The organism is Rhodococcoides kyotonense, assembly GCF_900188125.1.
Classification (GTDB): Bacteria; Actinomycetota; Actinomycetes; order Mycobacteriales; family Mycobacteriaceae; genus Rhodococcoides; species Rhodococcoides kyotonense.
The window spans coordinates 203,803-223,942 of record NZ_FZOW01000008.1 but is presented as its reverse complement, the minus strand read 5'-3'; the positions used below and the strand labels follow the sequence as shown (position 1 = coordinate 223,942).

Genomic DNA, 20,140 nt, shown 5'->3' with positions numbered 1-20,140 from the left:
CCCTATTTACCCTGGCGGGCATCGTATTTGGCTTTTGCGCGGTCGAGCTTGTCGGCGAAGTCGTCGGCGAAGTCCTGAGCGCTGAGCTGGCCGATCAACACCTTCTGCCATTCGCCCAGCATCTGGACCTGGACGATCTTGCCGAACGCCGCGAGGTAGTCCGGCGGTGTGACGAGCACGGTCTTCGGGTCGTCGAGCACCGCTTGTGCCGCCTGGACCGACGGCATGTTCTGGAACGACGGCGCCGAACGTGCCACAGTGTTGACCGGGATCTGTCCGACGTTCTCGTTCCAGTACGCCTGCGAGTCCGGAGACGTCATGAACTCGAGGAACTTCCACGCTGCGGCCTGATGTTTGCTGCTCTTGAAGATCGTGTACGACGGGAACGGGTCCGTCATGACCGTTCGGACGCCGTTGTCCGCGACGGGGAGTGCGACGGCTCCGACCTTGTCGCCCAATGCTTTCTCGTGGTTGCTCAAGGAGCCGAGATTGTGTTGCATCATCGCAACAGAGCCGCCACCGAAGCTGGCGACCATCTGGGGAAAGCCGTTGTTGACGTCGGCGGTGGGTGTGTCGACGTCGTACAACGCGGCGAAACGCTCGATCGCGTCGACCATGTCGGGCCGGTTGACCGTCGAGGTGTCACCGTCGAAGAAGTTGGTGATGCCGGTGGAGGCGAACATGTACTGCAGCAGTGGGTAGATCGATCCGGCGCCGCCGCGAATGGTGAAGCCGTATCGACCGGCGTCCTTGTCGGTCAGTTCCTGTGCGGCAGAGTAGAACTCGTCCCACGTGTCGGGCGGCGCGATGCCTGCCTCGTCGAACCAGTCGGCGCGGTACCAGAGCGTCGCGTTGTTGCTGGTGTAGGGAAGCCCGTACAGGTTCTGGCCGCCTCCGGACTCCTTCGCGGACTCGATGATCTTGGGGTCGTACTCGTCCTTCTGCGGCGACGCGGCCACGAAATCGTCGAGCGGGATGACGGCGTTCTGCGCGACCAGCGGCGCGAGATAGGCCGTCGACACGATTCCGAGGTCGGGTGCCGAGCCGCCGGCCAGGGCGGTCTGATACTTCTGCTGCGCACTGTCCGACGGCAGTCCGACGTACTCGATGTCGATGCCGGGATTGGCGGCCTCGAACCGTCGAATCAGCTCTTCGTACAACGGAGTTCGATCTGGGCCCGCATTGTTGTCCCAGAACGTGAGTGTGCCGCTGTTCGGGTCGCCGAGTGCGCCGTCGGGCAACGATGTTTCGGAGCTGCATCCGGCGAGAACGACGGCGGCGACGGTGCCGACGAGCAGGGTTCTTCTTGTCAAGTGGTTCAACATGATCAGCCCTTCACTGCGCCGGCGCTGAGGCCCTGGACGAGGTACTTCTGGATGACGGCGAACACGGCGACGACCGGAACCGCAGCGATGAGACCGCCGGCAGCGAGGACGCCGAAGTCGACGTTGTAGGAGCCGATGGTGTAGCTCAATCCGACAGGGAGCGTGAACTTCTCCTGGCTACTGATGAACATCAAGCCGAAGAGGAAGTTGTTCCAGCTGCCGATGAACGCGAACGATCCGACCGCGATGAGCCCCGGGCGCAACAACGGCAGCATGATGATCCGGAACGCACGCATGCGGGAACAGCCGTCGACCATTGCTGCTTCTTCGAGTTCTACGGGGATCTGAGCGATGAAGCCTGCCATCAGCATTGCGGCGAGCGGGAGCTGGAAGACGGTGTCGGCGACGATGAGGCCGAACAGGTTGTTGACCAGACCCATCTCGCGGAAGACCTGGAACAGCGGGATGAGAAGCATGGCGCCCGGGACGAACTGGCTGCACAGCAGCGCCATCACGAGGGGGATCTTGGCGCGGAACTTGAAGCGTGCCAGGGCGTATCCGGTCGCGAGTGCGACGAACGTTGTCAGGACGAGCGACAGTCCGGCGACGATGAGACTGTTCTTGAAGAAGAAGCTGAATCCCAGTGTGTTCCAGACGGTGTCGAAGTGCTCGAACGTGATGGGCCACGGGAGCATCGAGTTCGAGCCTGCGGGCCGGAACGCGAAGACGATCATCCAGTAGAACGGAACGAGGGTGAACAGAAGGTAGAGCGCGAGAGGGAATCCGACGCTGAGAAAGCGCGGCTTCTTCTTGTGTACTCGGAACTCGTCAGCGGATTCGGGCACCGGCGTGTGGATCACCGGTCGATCGGCGGTAGTGGTCATATCTCTCAGGCCTTGTCACTGTTGAACTTGCTGAGGCGCAAGTAGAGGATCGAGCAGAAGAGCAGGATCACGAATGCCACGGTGGTCAGTGCCGAGCCGTATCCGAAGTCCTGTGCGGTGGTGGCGAGTTGGGAAACATATAGCGGCAGTGTCGTCGTGACGTCGGCCGGTCCGCCCGACGTGAGCGTGTAGAGGAGGTCGACATTGTTGAACTCCCACACGCCACGAAGCAGTGTCGACAGGATGATGACTGCCTTCAGGTGGGGAAGGGTGACGAATCGGAAACGCTGCCACCGGTTTGCGCCGTCGACGTTCGCGGCCTCGTACAGATCCTTCGGTGCACTCTGGAGTTCGGCGAGAATCAGAATCGCGAAAAACGGAACACCACGCCACAATTCGGCGACGCTGGTGGCCCAGAATGCGGTGTCGGGATCGGCGATCGGTGCGGCGGTGCCGTCGCCGATGCCCATGGAGCCGAGGAGCTTGAACAACCCGGTTGATGGGTTGTAGATCAGCAGCCAGATGCCGGTGGTGAGAACGCCCGAGACTGCCCACGGCGAGAACACCAATGCACGCGCGAGTCCGCGGCCGCGGAAGACCTCGTTGACGAGCAGTGCCAGTCCGAGTCCGAGGATCAGCTGGAAGACCACCTGCACACCGACCCATTTGGCGGTGACGACGAGGCTGTTCCAGAACGCGTCGTCGGCGAACATCATCTTGAAGTTCTCGAGCCCGGCGAAGCCGTTGTCCCACGGCGTGGTCGGATTGTAGAACTGCAGGCTGTAGTAGAAGACGCTGCCGACCGGGTAGAAGATGAAGACGACGAGCAGCACGACGACCGGTGCAATGAGGATGTACGGCGCGGGGATGCGGCGCCGTCGGCGCGGTCGAGCGGCGGGAGGTGACTGCTTCCCGCTCGATCTGGGTTCGGTGGTGGTGACCATGGTTGACGCTCCGAAGTTTTCGGGGCCGGATGGGGCCGGCGGGTCTGGGTCTGTCGAATCGGCTGTGACGCCGGAAGATTCAGCGTGAAGGGAGTCGCTCTGTGTTCATCTCGATACTTGCCTCGCCGTTCACGTATATGAACTCACGTCTTCTATGTGAATTGCTGGATTCACTATGACGGCAGTCACAAGCCATGTCAAGCGTGACGGCTCAGACTCGTCCGTGTAGCCAGCCTGTGGCCGCGACCTGCATGTCGGTGGAGAACCGGTGGCCGTGTGGGAACCATTGTGTGGTCAGTGCGTCGGTGCCGTCGTACGCGAGCTGGAGGGCTGCTTCGGCGTCGTACATGCCTGTGGCGCTGAAATGGCGGTCGTCCGAGGCGAATTGGACCAGGAGTGGCGTCGGAGCGGCCGATGCGGCGACGTCGGGCCAGTCGCACACCGCGGGGAGTCCCGGGGTGATCATCAGCCACGTTGTGTCGTCGGCGTGCCCGTTCGCGACGTCGGCGAACGTGCTCATCATGGCTGTGACCACGGCGGCCTTCAGGTCGGCGGCCGCCAGAAGATGTACGACGCGTGCACCGCCGCCCGAGAAGCCCGCCGCCGCGATTCGCGTGGGGTCGATGCCCGGTGTGCTGCGTAGAACGGCGAGTGCGGTGAGGTCTTCCCGCAGCGCCTGGCCGGCGAGGGACGTTCCGCTCAGTGCAGCGATCTTGGCCAGGCCGTGCTCGTGTTCGCGCGCGGCGGCTTCGTAGTTCTCCGGGTCTTGGCCTGCGGCTTTCCTTGCTCTGTCTGGGAAATCGTCCCATTCGACGCGGCGGCTACCCCACGGGAAGACGTCGTGGACCAAGACGGCAAAGCCTGCCTGGACCAAGGTTGTGGCCGCCGATCTGCCGTCGTATCCGCGTTTCCGCAGCTCGACGACCTTGTCTGGGATGGGGTCTGGACCGTCGGCGACCTTCTCCTTGCCGTAGAACTTCATGCCGTCGTGGCCGTGGAGGAGAAGGACGGCGGGGAGATCTTGCGTCGTGCCGGCAGGTCGCAGCAGCCACGCGTCGGTGTTGCCCCAGGTCAGTGCGGTGCCCTCGACTCCCTTGTCGGACCAGTTGCGCTGCTCGTGGACGGCCGGCGCGGGGTCTTCTGAGGGCACGCCGAGGGCATCGCGGATCCGGGACCGTAGACATTCGGACTTGTCTTGTGTTCCCATGTGTGAACTCCGTCCTGCATTTTGAACGTTAGGGGCTTTCATGGCCATCGTCGGTCGCGTCGTCGCGCATGCATATCCGTGGGACGTTCTGGGTGATCCTCGGTTCGTCGAACGTGCACTCGAGCTTGGTATACGTGAAATCGCGCTCGCCGCCAGCTACCACTCGACCAGGGCTGCGACGCCGCTGCATCCGTCGCACAAGGTCGTCGACGCGCACCACGCAGCGCTGTACCGGCCCGTCCGTTCGGAGGCGTGGGGTGAGCTGCCGATCAGGGCGCGGACTGCGTCGTGGGCCGGCTCCGACGACGCATTCGCCGACGCGGCCGCGATTCTGAGCGATGCGGGAATCGCCGTGAATGCGTGGATCGTGTTGTCGCACAGCACGGTCCTCGGTCACGCGCATCCCGACGCCACCGTTGTCAACGCGTTCGGCGATCGCTACCCATACGCGTTGGCGCCGGGGCATCCTGACGTCGTCGCCTATGCCCGCACTCTCGCGGTCGAGGCCGTGCGCGGCGTCGACCTGCACGGAGTATCGGTGGAGACCTGTGGGCAAATGGGATTCGCGCACGTGGGGCCGCACGAGAAGACCGACGGCGCGTATCCGGGTATCGGGGACACATTGATGTCGATCAGCTGCACACCACGTGAGTTGTCCCAATGGGCACTCCTTGGAGTCGATTCCGACAAGATCGTCACCAAATTGCGCGACGGTATCGATGCACTGGCGTCGGGAATGCTGTCTCCTGGTGCGTCCATCGGTGAGGTTCTGAGTGACGACGAGGCCGACGCGGTACTGGCGGTGAGGCATGCCGATGCCGATCGTCTGCGCGGGGAGGTGCTCGAGGCTGTCCGTGCGGACAGTCCCGACGTGCGGGTCACGCTGCACGGTCATCCGGATCCATGGAAGACCGGGCCGTCGCCCGCGCTGACCGCCAGCGCCCCGTCCGACGTCGACGCGGTTCTGGTGTCGGCATGGCCGGGAACGGCCGAAACGGTGTCCGTGGTGGAGAGGACTCGCGCGCTCGTCGGCCCGGATGTTGCTGTCGGTGCGTATGTTTCGGTCCTTCCGCCGAAGAAACTCGACGAAGTCGGTGCACACGTGGCCGCGACGGTCGCTGCCGGGGCGGACGAGCTGCACCTCTATCACCTCGGGCTCGTCAACCGTCCGCAGCTCGACGCGCTGGGTTCGATCGTGGCTGAATTTTTCTGACTTTTGCCGGACCGAGGGCGTCATTCGGTCACTCAGAGTGACCGAATGACGCCTTCGCTCACCTCATGCGCTGGCCGAGCGGGTGATCGCAGAACGCACCGCCGACTCGCTGGAGGATCGGGTCGTCGAAGGTCCACTCGTGGTCGGCGAGGAACTCGTCGGCGAATTGTTCGGCGTCGTCCTGCGGTTCGTAGCCGATGGCGGCACCCTCGGCACCCGACCACCATGCCCGCGCGTTCTTCGAAATCCCCCACACCGTGTGAAAGCCCTTGGCGCTGTCGGACAACGACGCCTCGACGAGCCGCGCCGTGTCGGCCGGCGACATCCAGCTGGCCAGACCGCGATAGTTCGGCGGCTTCTCGAAGCTGGACCCGATGCGCAGGTTGACGACGTCGATGCCGAATCGGTCGTGGTACATCCGACCGAGCGCTTCTACGGCAGCCTTCGACCAGCCGTAGAAGCCGTCGGGACGGGGTGGGACGTCTCCGGGCAAATCCGAGCCACCCGCTTCCGCGTGGGTCCAGAAGCCGACGGCGTGATTGCTCGACGCGACCACGACGCGGCTGACGTCGTGCGTGACCGCCGCATCGAAGATCGCCTGCGTGCCGTCGACGTTGACCGACAGAATGTTCGCCCACGAGTCCTCGGTGCTCAGGCCGCCGAGGTGCAGAATCGCGTCGACCCCGTCCACCGCTGCGGACACCGCTGCGCGGTCCGTCACGGAACCTTGGACGAACTCCTCGGAGGCAGAGACGTCGTCGATCGCGGCGATGTCGAACAGTCGTACCGACCGGTCGGGTCGAGCCAGCAACGGGCGCAACATCTTTCCCATGTTCCCGGCGGCGCCGGTGATCAACAGCCGTGTCATCGTCTCTCGTTTCTCTCGAAATCCTTGTGCTGTGCATCACGGTAGTACATACTTCGAAACGAAGTCACTATCTTGACTCACATTCACATACATGAACACTCACTCGGACCGTCCGGCACGTTCCTGCCGGTGAAGGAGTACTTCCATCATGGCTACAGTCGCATTCGAGAACGTCACCAAATTCTTCCCCGGTGGTGACAAGGCCGCAGTCGATCAGCTGGACCTCCAGATCGAGGACGGCGAATTCCTCGTCCTGGTCGGGCCGTCGGGATGCGGTAAGTCCACGTCGCTGCGGATGCTCGCGGGGCTGGAGGACGTCGACCGAGGCGCCATCACCATCGGTGGCAACGACGTCACCGAGTTCCAGCCCAAGGATCGCGACATCGCGATGGTGTTCCAGAACTACGCGCTGTACCCGCACATGACCGTCGGCGAGAACATGGGGTTCGGTCTCCGTATCGCGGGTGAGGACAAGAGCGAGATCAAGCGACGCGTCGAGGATGCCGCCAAGATCCTCGACCTCACCAAGTTTCTCGACCGCAAACCGAAGGCACTGTCGGGTGGTCAGCGTCAGCGCGTCGCGATGGGTCGTGCGATCGTCCGCAAACCGCAGGTTTTCCTCATGGACGAGCCGCTGTCCAACCTCGACGCCAAGCTGCGAGTCCAGACGCGTGCGCAGATTTCCGCGCTGCAGCGCAGGCTCGCGACGACGACGGTCTACGTCACGCACGATCAGGTCGAGGCCATGACGATGGGCGATCGCGTCGCCGTGCTGAAAGACGGTGTGCTGCAACAGTGCGACACACCGCGTCGTATGTACGAGCACCCGAACAACGTGTTCGTCGCAGGCTTCATCGGATCGCCCGCGATGAATCTGCTCGAACTACCGCTGGTCGACGGTGGCGTCAGCTTCGGTGGTGAGGTCGTGCCGGTCCCTCGGTCTGCGATCGCAGGCATCGGTGAAAGTACGGTGACGCTCGGAGTGCGTCCAGAGGACCTCGAGATCACCACGGGCTCGGGGTTGGAGGTGACCATCGACGTCGTCGAAGAACTCGGCGCCGACGCCTACGTGTACGGCCAGACGAGTATCAACGGTACGAAACAGCCGATCGTCGTGCGCGCCGACGGCCGTATCCCTCCCCGTCGCGGTGAGAAGATCACGCTGTCCTACGCGGCCGAGCGGACTCACCTGTTCTCCGCGGTCACCGGGGAGCGGGTGGGCGGCTGACGCCGCACGTGCACGAAAGTACATAGCCCACTATGTACTTTCGTGCACATAGGGCATTGCTGTTATTGAATTGATGGATGCACAAATAGTGTTGGACGTGCATGAATGACCGGTCATAGGCTGTGAGCCAGCACACCATCACCGTTGAAAGAGGTCGCAGTGTCCATCGATGTGGGAACCAGAACAGCGCCGAAGCCGACCAGCGGACTCACCGCACCCGATGCCGCGATCAAGGCCCTGGCCGCCGGGGACGCGACGATCGATCGCATCGCGCACGTGAAGCTGTCGTCGATCACGCTGCCGCTGAAGAACCCGATCAGCGACGCGAAGGTGCTGACCGGCCGCCAGAAGCCGATGACCGAGGTCGCATTCCTGTTCGCCGAGATCCGGACCGAACAGGGCCACGAGGGCATCGGGTTCAGCTACTCCAAAAGAGCCGGCGGCCCAGCGCAATTCGCGCACGCACAAGAGATCGCACCTGTTCTGATCGGTGAGGATCCCAGCGACATCGGCAAGATCTGGACCAAGCTGCAGTGGGCGGGCGCGTCCGTCGGGCGCAGTGGTGTTGCGACGCAGGCGATCGCGGCCATCGACATCGCTCTGTGGGACCTCAAGGCGAAGCGCGCTCAGTTGCCGCTCGCCAAGCTCATCGGCTCGACGCGCGACTCGGTCCAGACCTACAACACGTCCGGCGGTTTCCTGCACACGCCCATCGAAGAGGTGCTCGAGAACGCGACCGCGTCACTGGCGGCCGGCATCGGCGGCATCAAACTCAAAGTCGGCCAGCCTGATTGGCGCACCGACATCGCACGGGTCACGGCCGTCAGGGAACATCTAGGCGACGACGTCCCACTCATGGTCGACGCCAACCAGCAGTGGGATCGGCCGACGGCAAACCGTATGTGCCGCATCCTCGAACAGTTCGACCTCGTGTGGATCGAGGAGCCGCTCGACGCGTACGACGCCGAAGGCCACGCTCAACTCGCCGCCAATTTCGACACCTCCATCGCGACCGGTGAGATGCTCGCCAGCGTCGGCGAGCACGTTCGTCTCATCGAGGCGGGTTCCGTCGACATCATCCAGCCCGACGCCCCGCGCATCGGTGGCATCACGCAGTTCCTCAAGCTCGCCGGCCTGGCCGAGCACCGCAACCTGCAGCTCGCACCGCACTTCGCGATGGAGATCCACCTTCATCTGGCCGCGGTGTACCCGCTGCAGACGTGGGTCGAGCACTTCGACTGGCTGGACCCGCTGTTCAACGAGCACCTCGAAACCCGTGACGGCAGAATGCACCTCTCCGACCGCCCCGGCCTCGGCTTCACTCTCAGCGAGCAGGCCAAGGCCTGGACGATCGGGACCGCGGAATTCGGCGGCTGACGCCCCATGTGCACGAAAATACATAGCCCTCTATGTATTTTCGTGCACATGGGCGCGGAGCGCCTCCAAAGTCCGCCGCGCACCGACCGAGTGCAGCGACGCGAGCTGACGCGTGTACTCGGCGACGAAACGCTCGTCGTCCACGAGGTCACCGAACACCGCACGGTTGGCGATGAACGCCGTCGGATCGTCCTTCTGCGACTGCGCAAGTGGGACGAGCGAGTCCTTCAACTGATCGACGATCTCGATCGGCTGCCCGAGCTCGTCGACGCCCTCGGCGTAGCGCGCCCAACTCGCGACGACGGCCGTCGAGCGGGTGATGTCCCCACCCGTCTCGAGGTTCTTGCGGATGACGGGCAAGAGCCACTTCGGAATTCGGTCCGACGACTCGGCGCACAACCGCGCGACGGTGTCGCGGATCTCCGGATTCGAGAAGCGCTCGATGAGCGTCTTCTTGTACTCGTCGAGATCGATTCCGGGCACCGGCTGGAGCGTCGGCGTGGCCTCGTTGTCCATGTACGCCAACAGGAATTCGGAGAACAGCGAGTCCTGCGCCACCTCGTGCACGAGACGGTAGCCGCTGAGGTAGCCGAAGTACGCGAGCGCCTGATGGCTCGCGTTGAGCAAGCGCAGCTTCATCAGTTCGTAGGGCGTCACGTCGTCGACGACCTGCACTCCGACGTCCTCGAACGGCGGTCGGCCGAGCGTGAACTTGTCCTCGAGCACCCACTGAGTGAACGGTTCGCCGGCGACGGGCCATCTGTCGTCGATCGCGTATCGCTCCGAAAGCTCCTGCACCACTTCGGGAGTGGTGACGGGCGTGATGCGGTCGACCATCGAGTTGGGGAAGGCTCCCTCTGTGGTCAGCCACGATGCGAGCGCCGGATCCTTCAGCTGTCCAAAGGCAGTGAACGTCGACTCCGCGATGTGACCGTTGCCTTCGATGTTGTCGCACGACATGATCGTGAACGGCTTCAGGCCTCGATCCTTGCGGCGCGCCAGAGCTTCGACGACGAGACCGAACGTGGTCGACGGAACAGCACCCGCCTCCAGATCGGCCGTGATGGCCGGATTCTCGGTGTCGAACTCACCCGTCGTCGCAGAGAAGTTGTACCCGCCCTCGGTGATGGTGAGCGACACGATGCGCGTGGTTTCCGCCGCCATCTTCTCGACGACGGCATCCGCGTCGTCGGGCGCGAAGAGGTATTCGACGATGGAGCCGATGATGCGGGTGTCCCACGTTCCGTCGGAATGCTTGAGCGCCAACGTGTACAGGCAGTTCTGGGCGTCCATGACGTCCTTCATCTTCCGGTCTCCCGGAAGGACGCCGACACCACAGATACCCCAGTCCGACGCCTCGCCCTGCTGCAGCAGCCGGTCGACGTACATCGCCTGATGCGCACGGTGGAACCCGCCGACACCGAAGTGCACGATCCCGACCTGCACGTCGGACCGATCGTAGGTGGGTACCGCGACATCTTCGATGAAATCGCCCAACGTGTGCTTGTTCAGCTTCATGCGTCTTTCTCCTTCGAAAGGCCGGGAATCACAACGGCTTTGATGCTGCCGGCCACTCGGTCGGCATCGAGCGCGTCCTCGACGTGCGCCAGATCGAATCGGGCAGTGACCATCGCATCGAGGTCGACCAGACCGGCCAGTACGAGCCGTCGTGCGATGGGCCAGGTGTTCGCGTACCGAAACACGCCCGTCAGAACCAGTTCTCGATTCTGGATCAGTGAGATCGGCAACGCATAATCGGCCGCACCCATACCCACGAGCACCACGGTACCGGCAGGACGAACGGCATGAATTCCGTCGACGACGGCTCGCGGCGCGCCTGATGCATCGATGAACGCGTCGACCTCGAGCGTGGTGACATCCTCGACGGCCGGGTCGATGACCCGCGTCGCTCCGAACGTCGACGCGTTGGTCCGACGCGCGGAGTCGATATCACTGACGATCACCTCGGTCGCGCCGAACGCACGAGCGACCTGGGCGGTGACGAGCCCGACCGGACCCGCGCCTGCGATCAGCACACTCGATCCGGCGGTGATGCCCGCCTTCTGCGCCGACGCGATTCCGACCGACAGCGGCTCGAACAATGCGGCCGCTTCGTCGGAGATCTCGTCCGGAACCTCGTGCGCGAAGACCGACTGGATCAGTACGTACTCGGCGAGCGCGCCGTCGATGGGTGGCGTCGCGAAGAACTCCATGGATGGGCACAGGTTGTATCGGCCGGCGCGGGACTGAGCGCTCGTCGGGTCGGGGCGTTGCGGCTCGATCGACACGCGCTGGCCGACGCGTGTGTCGGCGATCGCGGATCCCACGGCGACGATCACTCCTGCCGCCTCGTGTCCGAGGACGAGCGGCCCGTTGACGACGTGGTCTCCGATGCGGCCTTCGCGGTAGTAGTGAGCATCCGATCCGCACACGCCGACCGCGGTGACGCGGACCAGAACCTCGTCGGCGGCGGGGGTGGGTACCGGCCGCTCCTCCAGCCGGATCTCGTGTGGACCGCTGAGCACGCTGGCCTGCATCGACTGTGGGATCGGCGACTGACTGGCGTCGGGTGTTGTGTAGATCACACCTGAATGTTAGCTTAATGAGCAGAAGAACACACCCTGAGCATTTGCTCACTTAGCGACGAGGAGGGATCGTGACCACAGCGGTACCCGAGCCGCAGCGCTCGTCGAAATCGAACGACGATCTGCGCCTCGCAGTGCGTGCGGCCACGATGTATCACCTCGAAGGTGCGACGCAGGCCGAGATCGCGGCGAAGCTCGGAGTCTCGCGCCCCACCGCGGGTCGTCTCGTCGCGAAAGCGCGGACGCTCGGCCTCGTGACGATCGAAGTGCATGTGCCCGACGACTTGCAGGGCACCGTCCACGCGGATATCGAGCGAGAGCTCGAGAAGCTGTTCGGACTCACCGAGGCGCTCGTCGTTCCCGACGTCGTCGACGGCACCGACACCGGATACGGCTCTCTCGGACGCGCGGCGGCCGCGGTGCTCAGCAGGCGGCTGCAGCCGTCGGACACGCTCGGTTTCACCTGGGGCCCGGAAACCGTGGCGGTCGCGCAGTCGCTCAAGACACGAAGCGCCCGATGTGCGCAGGTCGTGCAGCTCGACGGATCGATGACGTCCGCCGACTACCAGACCGGCGTGGAGTTCACCCTGGGTCGATGCGCGCAGTATTTGCAGGCCAAGCCTGTACGTCTGAATGCTCCGCTGTACGCGGATCATGCGACGGTCACTGCGCTGCACCAGGATTCGGTGATCTCACGCGCCCTCGAGACCGGGACCGGGGCTGATGCGATGATGTACGGCCTCGGTCCCGTTTCCACGTCGACGACGCTGTTCGAAGGGAGCTTCATCGACTCGTCGGTGCTCGACGAACTGCACGGCCTCGGTGCCGTCGGCGAGATCGGTGGGAGATTCTTCGACATCGACGGGCGCGAAACGGCCGGCTCGCTTCCGGCGCGAACGGTGTCTGTGCCACTCGACGCGATCGCGACATGTGAACGTGCGGTGTTGATTTCAGGTGGGAAGAAGAAGCACGACGCGATTCTCGGCGCTCTGCGTGGCGGTTTCGCATCGATTCTGGTGACCGACATCGAGAGCGCGCGTTGGCTGGTCGCCCAAGAAGGGAAGGTACTCAAGTGAAGGCACTACCGAAGGTGGCCGTCGCGGCTTCGCTCGCGACGACCTTGGTCCTGTCCGGCTGTGCCGGCGCGGGCTCGTTCGGTGGCGGTGGTGACGGTACGACCATCACCGTGGCCATCGTCTCGAATTCGCAGATGTCCGACGCCATTTCGCTGGCTCCGGCCTTCGAGGCGGAGAACCCGGGCGTCAACCTGAAATTCGTGTCCTTGTCGGAGAACGAGGCGCGAGCGAAGATCACCGCGTCCGTCGCGACGGGCGGCGGCGAGTTCGACGTCGTCATGATCAGCAACTTCGAGACCCCGCAGTGGGCCGAGAACGGATGGCTCACCAATCTGTCCGACTATGCCGATGCGACACCGGGTTACGACGAGGACGACTTCATTCCGACGCTGAAGGAGTCACTGTCGTACGAAGGCAGCATGTACGCGGTGCCGTTCTACGGTGAGTCGTCGTTCCTGATGTACCGCAAGGATCTCATGGAAGCAGCGGGCATCCAGATGCCCGAGGAGCCGACGTGGCAGCAAGTCGCCGACGCGGCCGCCACGCTCGACAGCCCCGACGTCTCCGGCATCTGCCTCCGCGGAAAGCCCGGCTGGGGTGAGGTTCTCGCGCCGCTCGACACCGTCATCAACGCCTTCGGCGGACGCTGGTACGACGAGGACTGGAACGCGCAGCTCGACAGCCCCGAGGTCGAGAAGGCCGTGCAGTTCTACGTCGACACCGTGCGCGAACACGGCCAAGCAGGCGCTGCGACAAGCGGTTTCAGCGAGTGTGCAACGCAGCTGTCCCAGGGCAACACCGCGATGTGGTACGACGCGACGTCGGCAGTCTCGGTTCTGGAAGACCCGTCGTCCAGCAATGTCGTCGGCAATATCGGCTACGCCAAGGCGCCGAGCGAGGCCAAGGGTGACAACGGCTGGCTCTACTCGTGGGCACTGGGCATTCCGACGACGTCCGAGAACCCCGACGACGCATGGAAGTTCGTCTCCTGGATGACGAGCAAGGAGTACCTGAACAAGGTCGGTAACGAGCTCGGCTGGGAACGTGTACCTCCGGGAAGCCGCCTCAGCACGTACGAGATTCCCGAGTACAAGGAAGCGTCGCAGGCGTACGGGCAACTCACCCTCGACTCGATCGACAGCGCCGATCCCCAGAATCCGACGGTCGATCCGGTGCCGTACACCGGCGTTCAGTTCCTCACGATCCCCGAGTTCCAAGACCTGGGAACCCGTGTCAGTCAACAGATCAGTGCAGCAGTGGCAGGACGAATCAGCGTCCAGGACGCGCTAGCTCAAGCGCAGCAGTACGCCGAAGTGGTCGGCAAGACGTATCAGGAGGGCCAGGGATGACCACGACCGAGGCTCGGGCGACCGAAGCCGAACCCGAGAAGTTCGTTCCACGTCCGCGCACCATCTCGAAAGCGGAAGGCTGGCGCCGACGCGGGCCACTCCTGCCGGCACTGATCTTCGCGATCGTCGTCACGCAGATTCCGTTCCTGTTCACGCTGTATTACTCGACGCAGTCGTGGAACCTGGTCCGCCCGGGTTCGCGAGAGTTCAACTGGCTCAACAACTACGTCGACGTCTTCCGTGACAGCCAGTTCCGCGAGGTGGCCCTCAACACGGTCATCATGATCGTCGGCACCGTCGTCATCTCGGTGATCCTCGGTCTGTTCCTCGCACTACTTCTCGACCGAAAGTTCATCGGCCGCAGCCTGATCCGAACGCTGCTGATCACTCCGTTCCTCGTCACTCCCGTTGCCGGAGCGTTGATCTGGAAGACCACGATGTTCGATCCGGTCTTCGGTCTGATCAACTTCGCGCTCAGCCCGTTCGGCGTCGAGCAGATCGACTGGGTCTCACGCTTTCCGCTCGCGGCGGTCATGGTGAACCTGATCTGGCAGTGGACACCGTTCATGATGCTGCTGATCCTCGCGGGGCTGCAGTCGATGCCCAAGGACATCGCCGAGGCGGCACGCGTCGACGGTGCAAGCGCTGTCGCGCTGTTCCGCGAGCTGACGCTGCCGCACCTGCGACGGTTCATCGAACTCGGTGCGGTGCTCGGTGCGATCTACCTCGTCAACACGTTCGACGCGGTGTACATGATGACGTCCGGTGGCCCTGGCGTCGCGAGCTCGAATCTTCCGTATTACATCTACCAACGCGCGTTCCTCGGCTTCGACATCGGCCAGGCAGCAGCGATGGGCGTGGTGACCGTCGTCGCGACCATCGTCGTCAGCACCCTCGCGCTGCGATTGATCTTCAAGAGTTTCAGCGGGAACGAGGAGGCAGCCTGATGACCACGACAACCGCAACCGCGCCCGTCGTCAAACACAAGAAGAAGCTCGGCGCAGGCACTTTCTGGACCGTCGTCGCGTGGGTCGTCGGGATCGGGTTCTTCTTCCCCGTCCTGTGGATGGTGGTCACCAGTTTCAAGCAGGAAGGTGACGCGTACTCCGATCCGCCGAAGCTGTTCTTCACCCCGACGTTGGATCAGTACAGCGCTGTTCTGTCGAGCGGAATCGGTACGGCGCTGTTGAATTCGGCGTTCGCGACGATCGTGTCGACGCTTCTCGTTCTGCTGCTGGGCATTCCGGCTGCATTCGCGCTGTCGCTGCGCCCGGTCAAGAAGACGAAGGACGTGCTGTTCTTCTTCATCTCCACCAAGATGCTCCCGGTCGTCGCGGCGATCGTGCCGCTGTACGTCATCGTCGGCGACATCGGTCTGCTCGACAACATCTGGGCCCTGATCATCCTGTACACGGCGATGAACCTGCCGATCGCGGTGTGGATGATGCGTTCGTTCTTCCTGGAGGTCCCGAGCGAACTCCTCGAAGCCGCGAGCATGGACGGTGCGTCGCTCTGGACATCGGTCCGCGAGGTGATTCTTCCTCTCGTCTCACCCGGAATCGCCGCGACGGCGCTCATCTGCGTGATCTTCTCGTGGAACGAGTTCTTCTTCGCCGTCAACCTCACTGCTGTTCAGGCACAGACCGTTCCGGTTGCGCTGGTCGGATTCATCACCGGCGAAGGGCTGTACTGGGCCCGCCTGTCCGCCGCTGCGACCCTCGCAGCACTGCCCGTCATCCTCGCCGGCTGGATCGCACAGAACAAGCTCGTGCGCGGTCTGTCCTTCGGTGCCATCAAGTAACAGGAGTTCGCAATGGCTGCAATCAATTACAAGAAGGCTTCCTGCGTCTACGAAGGCGCCGACAAGCTTGCCGTCGACTCGCTCGATCTCGACATCGCCGACGGTGAATTCGTCGTCCTCGTCGGGCCCTCGGGCTCAGGAAAGTCCACCGCCCTGCGGATGCTCGCTGGACTGGAGGACATCGACGGTGGCGCCATCGAGATCGGTGGCAAGAACATGGTCGGCGTTCCGTCGAAGGACCGCGACATCGCGATGGTGTTCCAGAACTACGCGCTGTATCCGAACAAGACCGTCGGGGAGAACATGGGATTCGCGCTCAAGATGCGCGGCGTGTCGCTCGAGGAGCGTAAGAAGAAGGTCGCCGAGGCAGCGAAGATCCTGGATCTGACCGAATACCTCGACCGCAAGCCGGGCAAGCTGTCGGGTGGTCAGCGACAGCGAGTTGCCATGGGACGGGCCATCGTTCGTGAACCTCAGGTGTTCTGCATGGACGAGCCGCTGTCGAACCTCGACGCCAAGCTCCGCGTGCAGACTCGTACGCAGATCGCCGCGTTGCAACGTCGCCTCGGTACCACCACCGTGTACGTCACGCACGACCAGGTCGAGGCCATGACGATGGGCGACCGGGTCGCCGTGCTGCGCGGCGGCAAGCTGCAGCAGTTCGCGTCGCCGACCGATCTGTACGACAACCCGGTCAATGCGTTCGTCGCCGGATTCATCGGATCACCGGCGATGAACCTGATGACGGTGCCGATCGGGTCCGGCGGAGTGCAGATCGGCGACACGTTGCTGCCTCTCGAACGTGACGCGCTGACGAAGCTCGCGAGTGCGGGCCTCGACACCGTCACCGTCGGGCTGCGTCCCGAGCAGCTCGGCATCGACCACGGTGAGGGCTTCGCCGCCAAGGTCGACCTGATCGAGGAACTCGGCAGCGAGTCGTACGTGTACGCGCACCTCGACGACGCCAAGGTCAAGGGTCTCGACGGCGGACCGGTGAATCTCGTTGCGCGCTCGGCTGTCCGCGCTCCTGCGCGCATCGGGGAGAGCGTCAGTCTGACGAAGATCGACGGGCCGGTGCACCTGTTCCACCCGGAGACGGGTGAGCGGATCTGAGCGCTCGGTTGGCCACTGCCAGCGAGCGGTCGGTGAGGCGCTCGAGCTGACCGATGTCGTCGTAGGACAGGCGGTCGCACATCCAGCTCCAGTGCAGTGACACGAGATCTCCTTCGGCGGGGTCGGGCACCAATGCCCGCCCCGCCGATTGCCATCTGACCTGTTCCGGTACCGCGTCACCGAGGTGGAGTTGCGTGCCGTCGAACAACAGCGGGCGGGACAGCACCGTCGCATCGTCGCCGTCGCGATCGACGACGCGGCCCCATCGGATGCGGCACTGCTGCAACATCGACAGAGCGATGGCACCTCCCCGCGGCAGCATCCGCAGCCACGGATACACCGCAAGGACGTGAAAACTGTGGTGCGCCAGACAATCCTGTGGACGGAGCTCGTGGAGAATGCCACCGGGTTGCCCTGCGAATGCGACACGTAGCCGTCGTCGAAGATCGGCGGGATCGATCTCGTCGACCAGGTCGGAGCCGACCCAGTAGGCCTTGACGACGGCCGGATCCAGGCGGTCGGTGTAGCCGCCCGAACGCGCGAGCACATCGAGATATGTCCATGCGCCGTCGAATTCACGCGCCCGACGCCCGACGCCGTCACCGTTGGTGATCGCCTCGAGCAACGCGCCCGCGCCGGGTGGTCCGCAATAGCCCAGCTCGTTCGGCGGAAACGCGTAGCGCCCGAACAGCGCAGGCCCCCGAGACATCAGCAGATCCTCGGAAGTTGCTCTCCCAGAGGAAGATCGACGACGCGTCGAGCGCCGAGACCGGTGCGCGCGACAACGGTACCGCGATGGGCGTCGACACACCGCCCGATGACGGCCGCGGAGACGCCGAGCGGATGCGCACGCATGGCGGCCAGCACCGCGTCGGCATCCGGTTCGGGCACGAATGCGACCAGCTTGCCTTCGTTCGCCACGAACAGCGGATCGAGGCCGAGAACGCCGCACGCATCACGCACCGCGTCGGGAATCGGCAGTGCCTGCTCGACGATGGAGATCCCAACGCTTGCGGCCGTGGCGATCTCGTTGAGAGTCGCTGCGACGCCACCTCGCGTGGGATCGCGCAACGTGTGCACAGTGCCGGCCTCGATCATCGCGGCGACGAGGCCGTTCAACGGAGCGGTGTCGGAGCAGACCGTGGTACCGAACTCCAGACCCTCTCGGCAACTCATGACGGCAATGCCGTGCACGCCGATGTCGCCGCTGACGATGACGACGTCACCGGGTGCAGCGCGCTCGGGTGCGATGTCGACACCGTCGTCGATCACGCCGATACCCGCAGTGTTGACGAAAACGCCGTCCCCGTGACCGGAGTCGACGACTTTGGTATCCCCGGTGACGAGCGCGACACCGGCAGCCAGCGCCGCGGTCCCCATTGCCTCCGCGATGTGCCGAATGTCCCCGAGGGGTGTGCCTTCCTCGAGGATGAAGGCCGTCGACAGGACGAGTGGCCGCGCACCCGACATCGCGAGATCGTTGACCGTGCCGTTGACGGCCAGATCGCCGATGGTCCCGCCGGGAAACACCATGGGTCGCACGACGTACGAATCCGTCGAGAATGCAAGGCGCGCAGCACCGATTTCGACGACGGCCGAATCGCCGAGGCCTGCCGTCGCCGCCGACCCGAACGCGGGGAGGAACAGATGCTCGATCAGTTCGGCCGACAGGGCCCCTCCGCCGCCGTGACCCATGACGACGTTCGGCGAATCTCGCAGCGGTGCAGGACAAGTCCAGGACTCGATGTCGATGTCAGGCATGGCTCACCTGCGCGGGTTGTTCGAGGCGCCGGTAGAGGTAGTAGGCCGCGCACGCACCTTCCGACGACACCATCGTCGCACCGAGTGGGGTGCGCGGTGTGCATTCCTTGCCGAACGCGCCGCATTCGTTCGGCTTGAGCAGTCCTTGCAGGACCTCACCGGATCGGCAGATCGACGACTCGGCAGTGCGGATACCGTCGACGTCGAATCGTGATTCCGCGTCGTACTCCCGGTAGCTGTCGGACAGTCGCCAACCGCTGTTCGGGATCATGCCGATTCCCCTCCACGTCCTGTCGGTGACCTCGAAGACGTCGGCGAGCATCGACTGAGCGGCAACGTTCCCTTCGGCTGTGACAGCGCGCGGATACGCGTTCTCCAGCTCGTGCCGACCCGATTCGAGCTGCAGCACAGTGCGTCTGATGCCTTCGAGGATGTCAAGTGGCTCGAATCCGGTGACGACCATGGGAACGCGGTACTTCTCCGCGAGCGCGGGGTAGTCGCGTGTGCCCATGACGCTGCACACGTGCCCCGCGGCGAGGAACGCCTGTACTCTGCACGTGGGGGATTCCATGATCGCAGCGACGGCCGGAGGCACCAGCACGTGTGACACCAACAGCGAGAAGTTCTCGATGCCTTGCCGTTTCGCCTGGAACACCGTCATCGCATTCGCAGGCGCCGTGGTCTCGAATCCGATACCGAAGAACACCACCTGGCGTGTCGGATTCGCTCGGGCGATCTCGAGTGCATCGAGAGGGGAGTAGACGACGCGAACGTCGCCCCCCTCGCTCTTGACGTGGAACAGGTCCTTCTCGCTTCCTGGCACACGCAGCATGTCTCCGAACGAGCAGAAGATCACCCCGGGTGTCGACGCGATCGCCAGAGCGCGGTCGATGATCTCGAGCGGGGTGACGCACACCGGGCAGCCTGGTCCGTGAATCATCTCGATCTGCTCGGGAAGCAATTGGTCGATACCGTGTCTGATGATCGAATGCGTCTGTCCACCGCACACTTCCATGATTGCCCACGGTCGAGTGGTCGCAGCGTGAATCTGATCGAGCAGCCGTCGGGCCAGCTCGGGGTTGCTGAACTCGTCGAGATACTTCATGGTCCCTCCACCTCGCCTGCTTGTCGTGCCGCACGCTCGAATCCGTCACCGAACTCCTCGTCGAGAACGTTCATGCGTTCGAACTCCGCGAGCGTCGCCTTGGCCGACTCCTCGTCGAGGCGTTGGATCGCGAAACCGACGTGCACGACGACGTACTCACCCTCGGAGGCATCCGGAATGTAGTGCAAGCACACCTGTTTGCGAATACCACCGAAATCGACGTCGGCCATCGTCGTACCGTCGCGGTCGAACACTCGGACGATCTTCCCGGGAACGGCTAGGCACATGGGTTCACTCCTTCGCA

19 protein-coding genes are annotated in these 20,140 nt (G+C 63.9%); 8 read left to right on the top strand and 11 right to left on the bottom strand.

The features are described from left to right. Positions 1 to 2 precede the first annotated feature (2 nt). The 4 genes from CHB96_RS15435 to CHB96_RS15420 form a co-directional block, all read right to left on the bottom strand. A complete protein-coding gene (locus CHB96_RS15435; protein WP_245865735.1) occupies positions 3 to 1,313 on the bottom strand; it encodes an ABC transporter substrate-binding protein in 1,311 nt (436 codons plus the stop codon). Positions 1,314 to 1,327: 14 nt separating this feature from the next. Beyond that, positions 1,328 to 2,209, bottom strand: a complete 882-nt coding sequence (locus CHB96_RS15430; RefSeq protein WP_176444307.1) for a carbohydrate ABC transporter permease — start codon at positions 2,207 to 2,209, stop codon at positions 1,328 to 1,330. Positions 2,210 to 2,214: 5 nt separating this feature from the next. Beyond that, positions 2,215 to 3,153 (bottom strand): carbohydrate ABC transporter permease, encoded by a 939-nt coding sequence (locus CHB96_RS15425; RefSeq protein ID WP_089247697.1) that lies wholly within the window; start codon positions 3,151 to 3,153, stop codon positions 2,215 to 2,217. A gap of 211 nt (positions 3,154 to 3,364) precedes the next feature. Beyond that, positions 3,365 to 4,360, bottom strand: coding sequence for a hypothetical protein (locus CHB96_RS15420; protein ID WP_089247695.1), 996 nt, complete (start codon positions 4,358 to 4,360; stop codon positions 3,365 to 3,367). 40 nt (positions 4,361 to 4,400) lie between these two features. On the opposite strand from CHB96_RS15420, the gene CHB96_RS15415 reads away from it, so the two are divergent. Next, complete coding sequence (locus CHB96_RS15415) at positions 4,401 to 5,573, top strand: hypothetical protein (protein WP_089247693.1); 1,173 nt, start codon at positions 4,401 to 4,403, stop codon at positions 5,571 to 5,573. A gap of 58 nt (positions 5,574 to 5,631) precedes the next feature. Here the strand turns inward: CHB96_RS15415 and CHB96_RS15410 are convergent, their stop codons facing one another. Continuing rightward, entirely contained in the window at positions 5,632 to 6,441 is an 810-nt protein-coding gene (locus tag CHB96_RS15410) for an NAD-dependent epimerase/dehydratase family protein (protein ID WP_089247691.1), read from the bottom strand. A 148-nt stretch (positions 6,442 to 6,589) separates the two neighbouring features. Between CHB96_RS15410 and CHB96_RS15405 the strand changes: the two genes are divergently transcribed. After that, complete coding sequence (locus CHB96_RS15405) at positions 6,590 to 7,669, top strand: ABC transporter ATP-binding protein (RefSeq protein WP_089247689.1); 1,080 nt, start codon at positions 6,590 to 6,592, stop codon at positions 7,667 to 7,669. A 159-nt stretch (positions 7,670 to 7,828) separates the two neighbouring features. Beyond that, positions 7,829 to 9,046, top strand: a complete 1,218-nt coding sequence (locus CHB96_RS15400) for an L-talarate/galactarate dehydratase (RefSeq protein ID WP_089247687.1) — start codon at positions 7,829 to 7,831, stop codon at positions 9,044 to 9,046. A 30-nt stretch (positions 9,047 to 9,076) separates the two neighbouring features. Here the strand turns inward: CHB96_RS15400 and CHB96_RS15395 are convergent, their stop codons facing one another. Together CHB96_RS15395 and CHB96_RS15390 are read right to left on the bottom strand one after the other, a co-directional pair. Continuing rightward, positions 9,077 to 10,564, bottom strand: coding sequence for a mannitol dehydrogenase family protein (locus CHB96_RS15395; RefSeq protein ID WP_089247685.1), 1,488 nt, complete (start codon positions 10,562 to 10,564; stop codon positions 9,077 to 9,079). After that, positions 10,561 to 11,583, bottom strand: coding sequence for an NAD(P)-dependent alcohol dehydrogenase (locus tag CHB96_RS15390; RefSeq protein ID WP_089247683.1), 1,023 nt, complete (start codon positions 11,581 to 11,583; stop codon positions 10,561 to 10,563). The genes CHB96_RS15395 and CHB96_RS15390 overlap by 4 nt, the downstream gene beginning before the upstream one ends. A gap of 116 nt (positions 11,584 to 11,699) precedes the next feature. Here CHB96_RS15390 and CHB96_RS15385 point away from each other — a divergent pair, with 116 nt between their 5' ends. The 5 genes from CHB96_RS15385 to CHB96_RS15365 are packed head-to-tail and all read left to right on the top strand — an operon-like array spanning position 11,700 to position 16,970. Further along, positions 11,700 to 12,707, top strand: a complete 1,008-nt coding sequence (locus tag CHB96_RS15385) for a sugar-binding transcriptional regulator (protein ID WP_371829018.1) — start codon at positions 11,700 to 11,702, stop codon at positions 12,705 to 12,707. Then, on the top strand, positions 12,704 to 14,056 hold the full coding sequence (locus tag CHB96_RS15380; protein WP_442978073.1) for an ABC transporter substrate-binding protein: 1,353 nt from the start codon (positions 12,704 to 12,706) through the stop codon (positions 14,054 to 14,056). The genes CHB96_RS15385 and CHB96_RS15380 overlap by 4 nt, the downstream gene beginning before the upstream one ends. After that, positions 14,053 to 15,003 (top strand): carbohydrate ABC transporter permease, encoded by a 951-nt coding sequence (locus CHB96_RS15375; protein ID WP_089247680.1) that lies wholly within the window; start codon positions 14,053 to 14,055, stop codon positions 15,001 to 15,003. Before CHB96_RS15380 ends, CHB96_RS15375 begins: the two co-directional genes overlap by 4 nt. Beyond that, positions 15,003 to 15,857 (top strand): carbohydrate ABC transporter permease, encoded by an 855-nt coding sequence (locus CHB96_RS15370; RefSeq protein WP_089247678.1) that lies wholly within the window; start codon positions 15,003 to 15,005, stop codon positions 15,855 to 15,857. Before CHB96_RS15375 ends, CHB96_RS15370 begins: the two co-directional genes overlap by 1 nt. A gap of 12 nt (positions 15,858 to 15,869) precedes the next feature. Then, positions 15,870 to 16,970 carry an ABC transporter ATP-binding protein gene (locus CHB96_RS15365; protein WP_089247676.1) on the top strand — a complete coding sequence of 367 codons (1,101 nt, stop codon included), beginning with the start codon at positions 15,870 to 15,872 and terminating at the stop codon, positions 16,968 to 16,970. Here the strand turns inward: CHB96_RS15365 and CHB96_RS15360 are convergent. From CHB96_RS15360 to CHB96_RS15345, 4 genes are read right to left on the bottom strand one after another with little or no spacing between them, the layout of a single operon-like run. Beyond that, positions 16,906 to 17,679 (bottom strand): DUF6390 family protein, encoded by a 774-nt coding sequence (locus CHB96_RS15360; protein ID WP_176444306.1) that lies wholly within the window; start codon positions 17,677 to 17,679, stop codon positions 16,906 to 16,908. The two genes, CHB96_RS15365 and CHB96_RS15360, sit on opposite strands and share 65 nt — an antisense overlap. Continuing rightward, a complete protein-coding gene (hypE, locus tag CHB96_RS15355) occupies positions 17,679 to 18,731 on the bottom strand; it encodes a hydrogenase expression/formation protein HypE (protein ID WP_089247674.1) in 1,053 nt (350 codons plus the stop codon). The genes CHB96_RS15360 and hypE overlap by 1 nt, the downstream gene beginning before the upstream one ends. After that, positions 18,724 to 19,836: a hydrogenase formation protein HypD gene (gene hypD / locus CHB96_RS15350; protein WP_089247672.1), complete on the bottom strand. Its 1,113-nt coding sequence runs from the start codon at positions 19,834 to 19,836 to the stop codon at positions 18,724 to 18,726. Before hypD ends, hypE begins: the two co-directional genes overlap by 8 nt. Beyond that, positions 19,833 to 20,123, bottom strand: coding sequence for a HypC/HybG/HupF family hydrogenase formation chaperone (locus tag CHB96_RS15345; RefSeq protein ID WP_089247670.1), 291 nt, complete (start codon positions 20,121 to 20,123; stop codon positions 19,833 to 19,835). The genes hypD and CHB96_RS15345 overlap by 4 nt, the downstream gene beginning before the upstream one ends. Between the last annotated feature and the right edge of the window lie 17 nt (positions 20,124 to 20,140).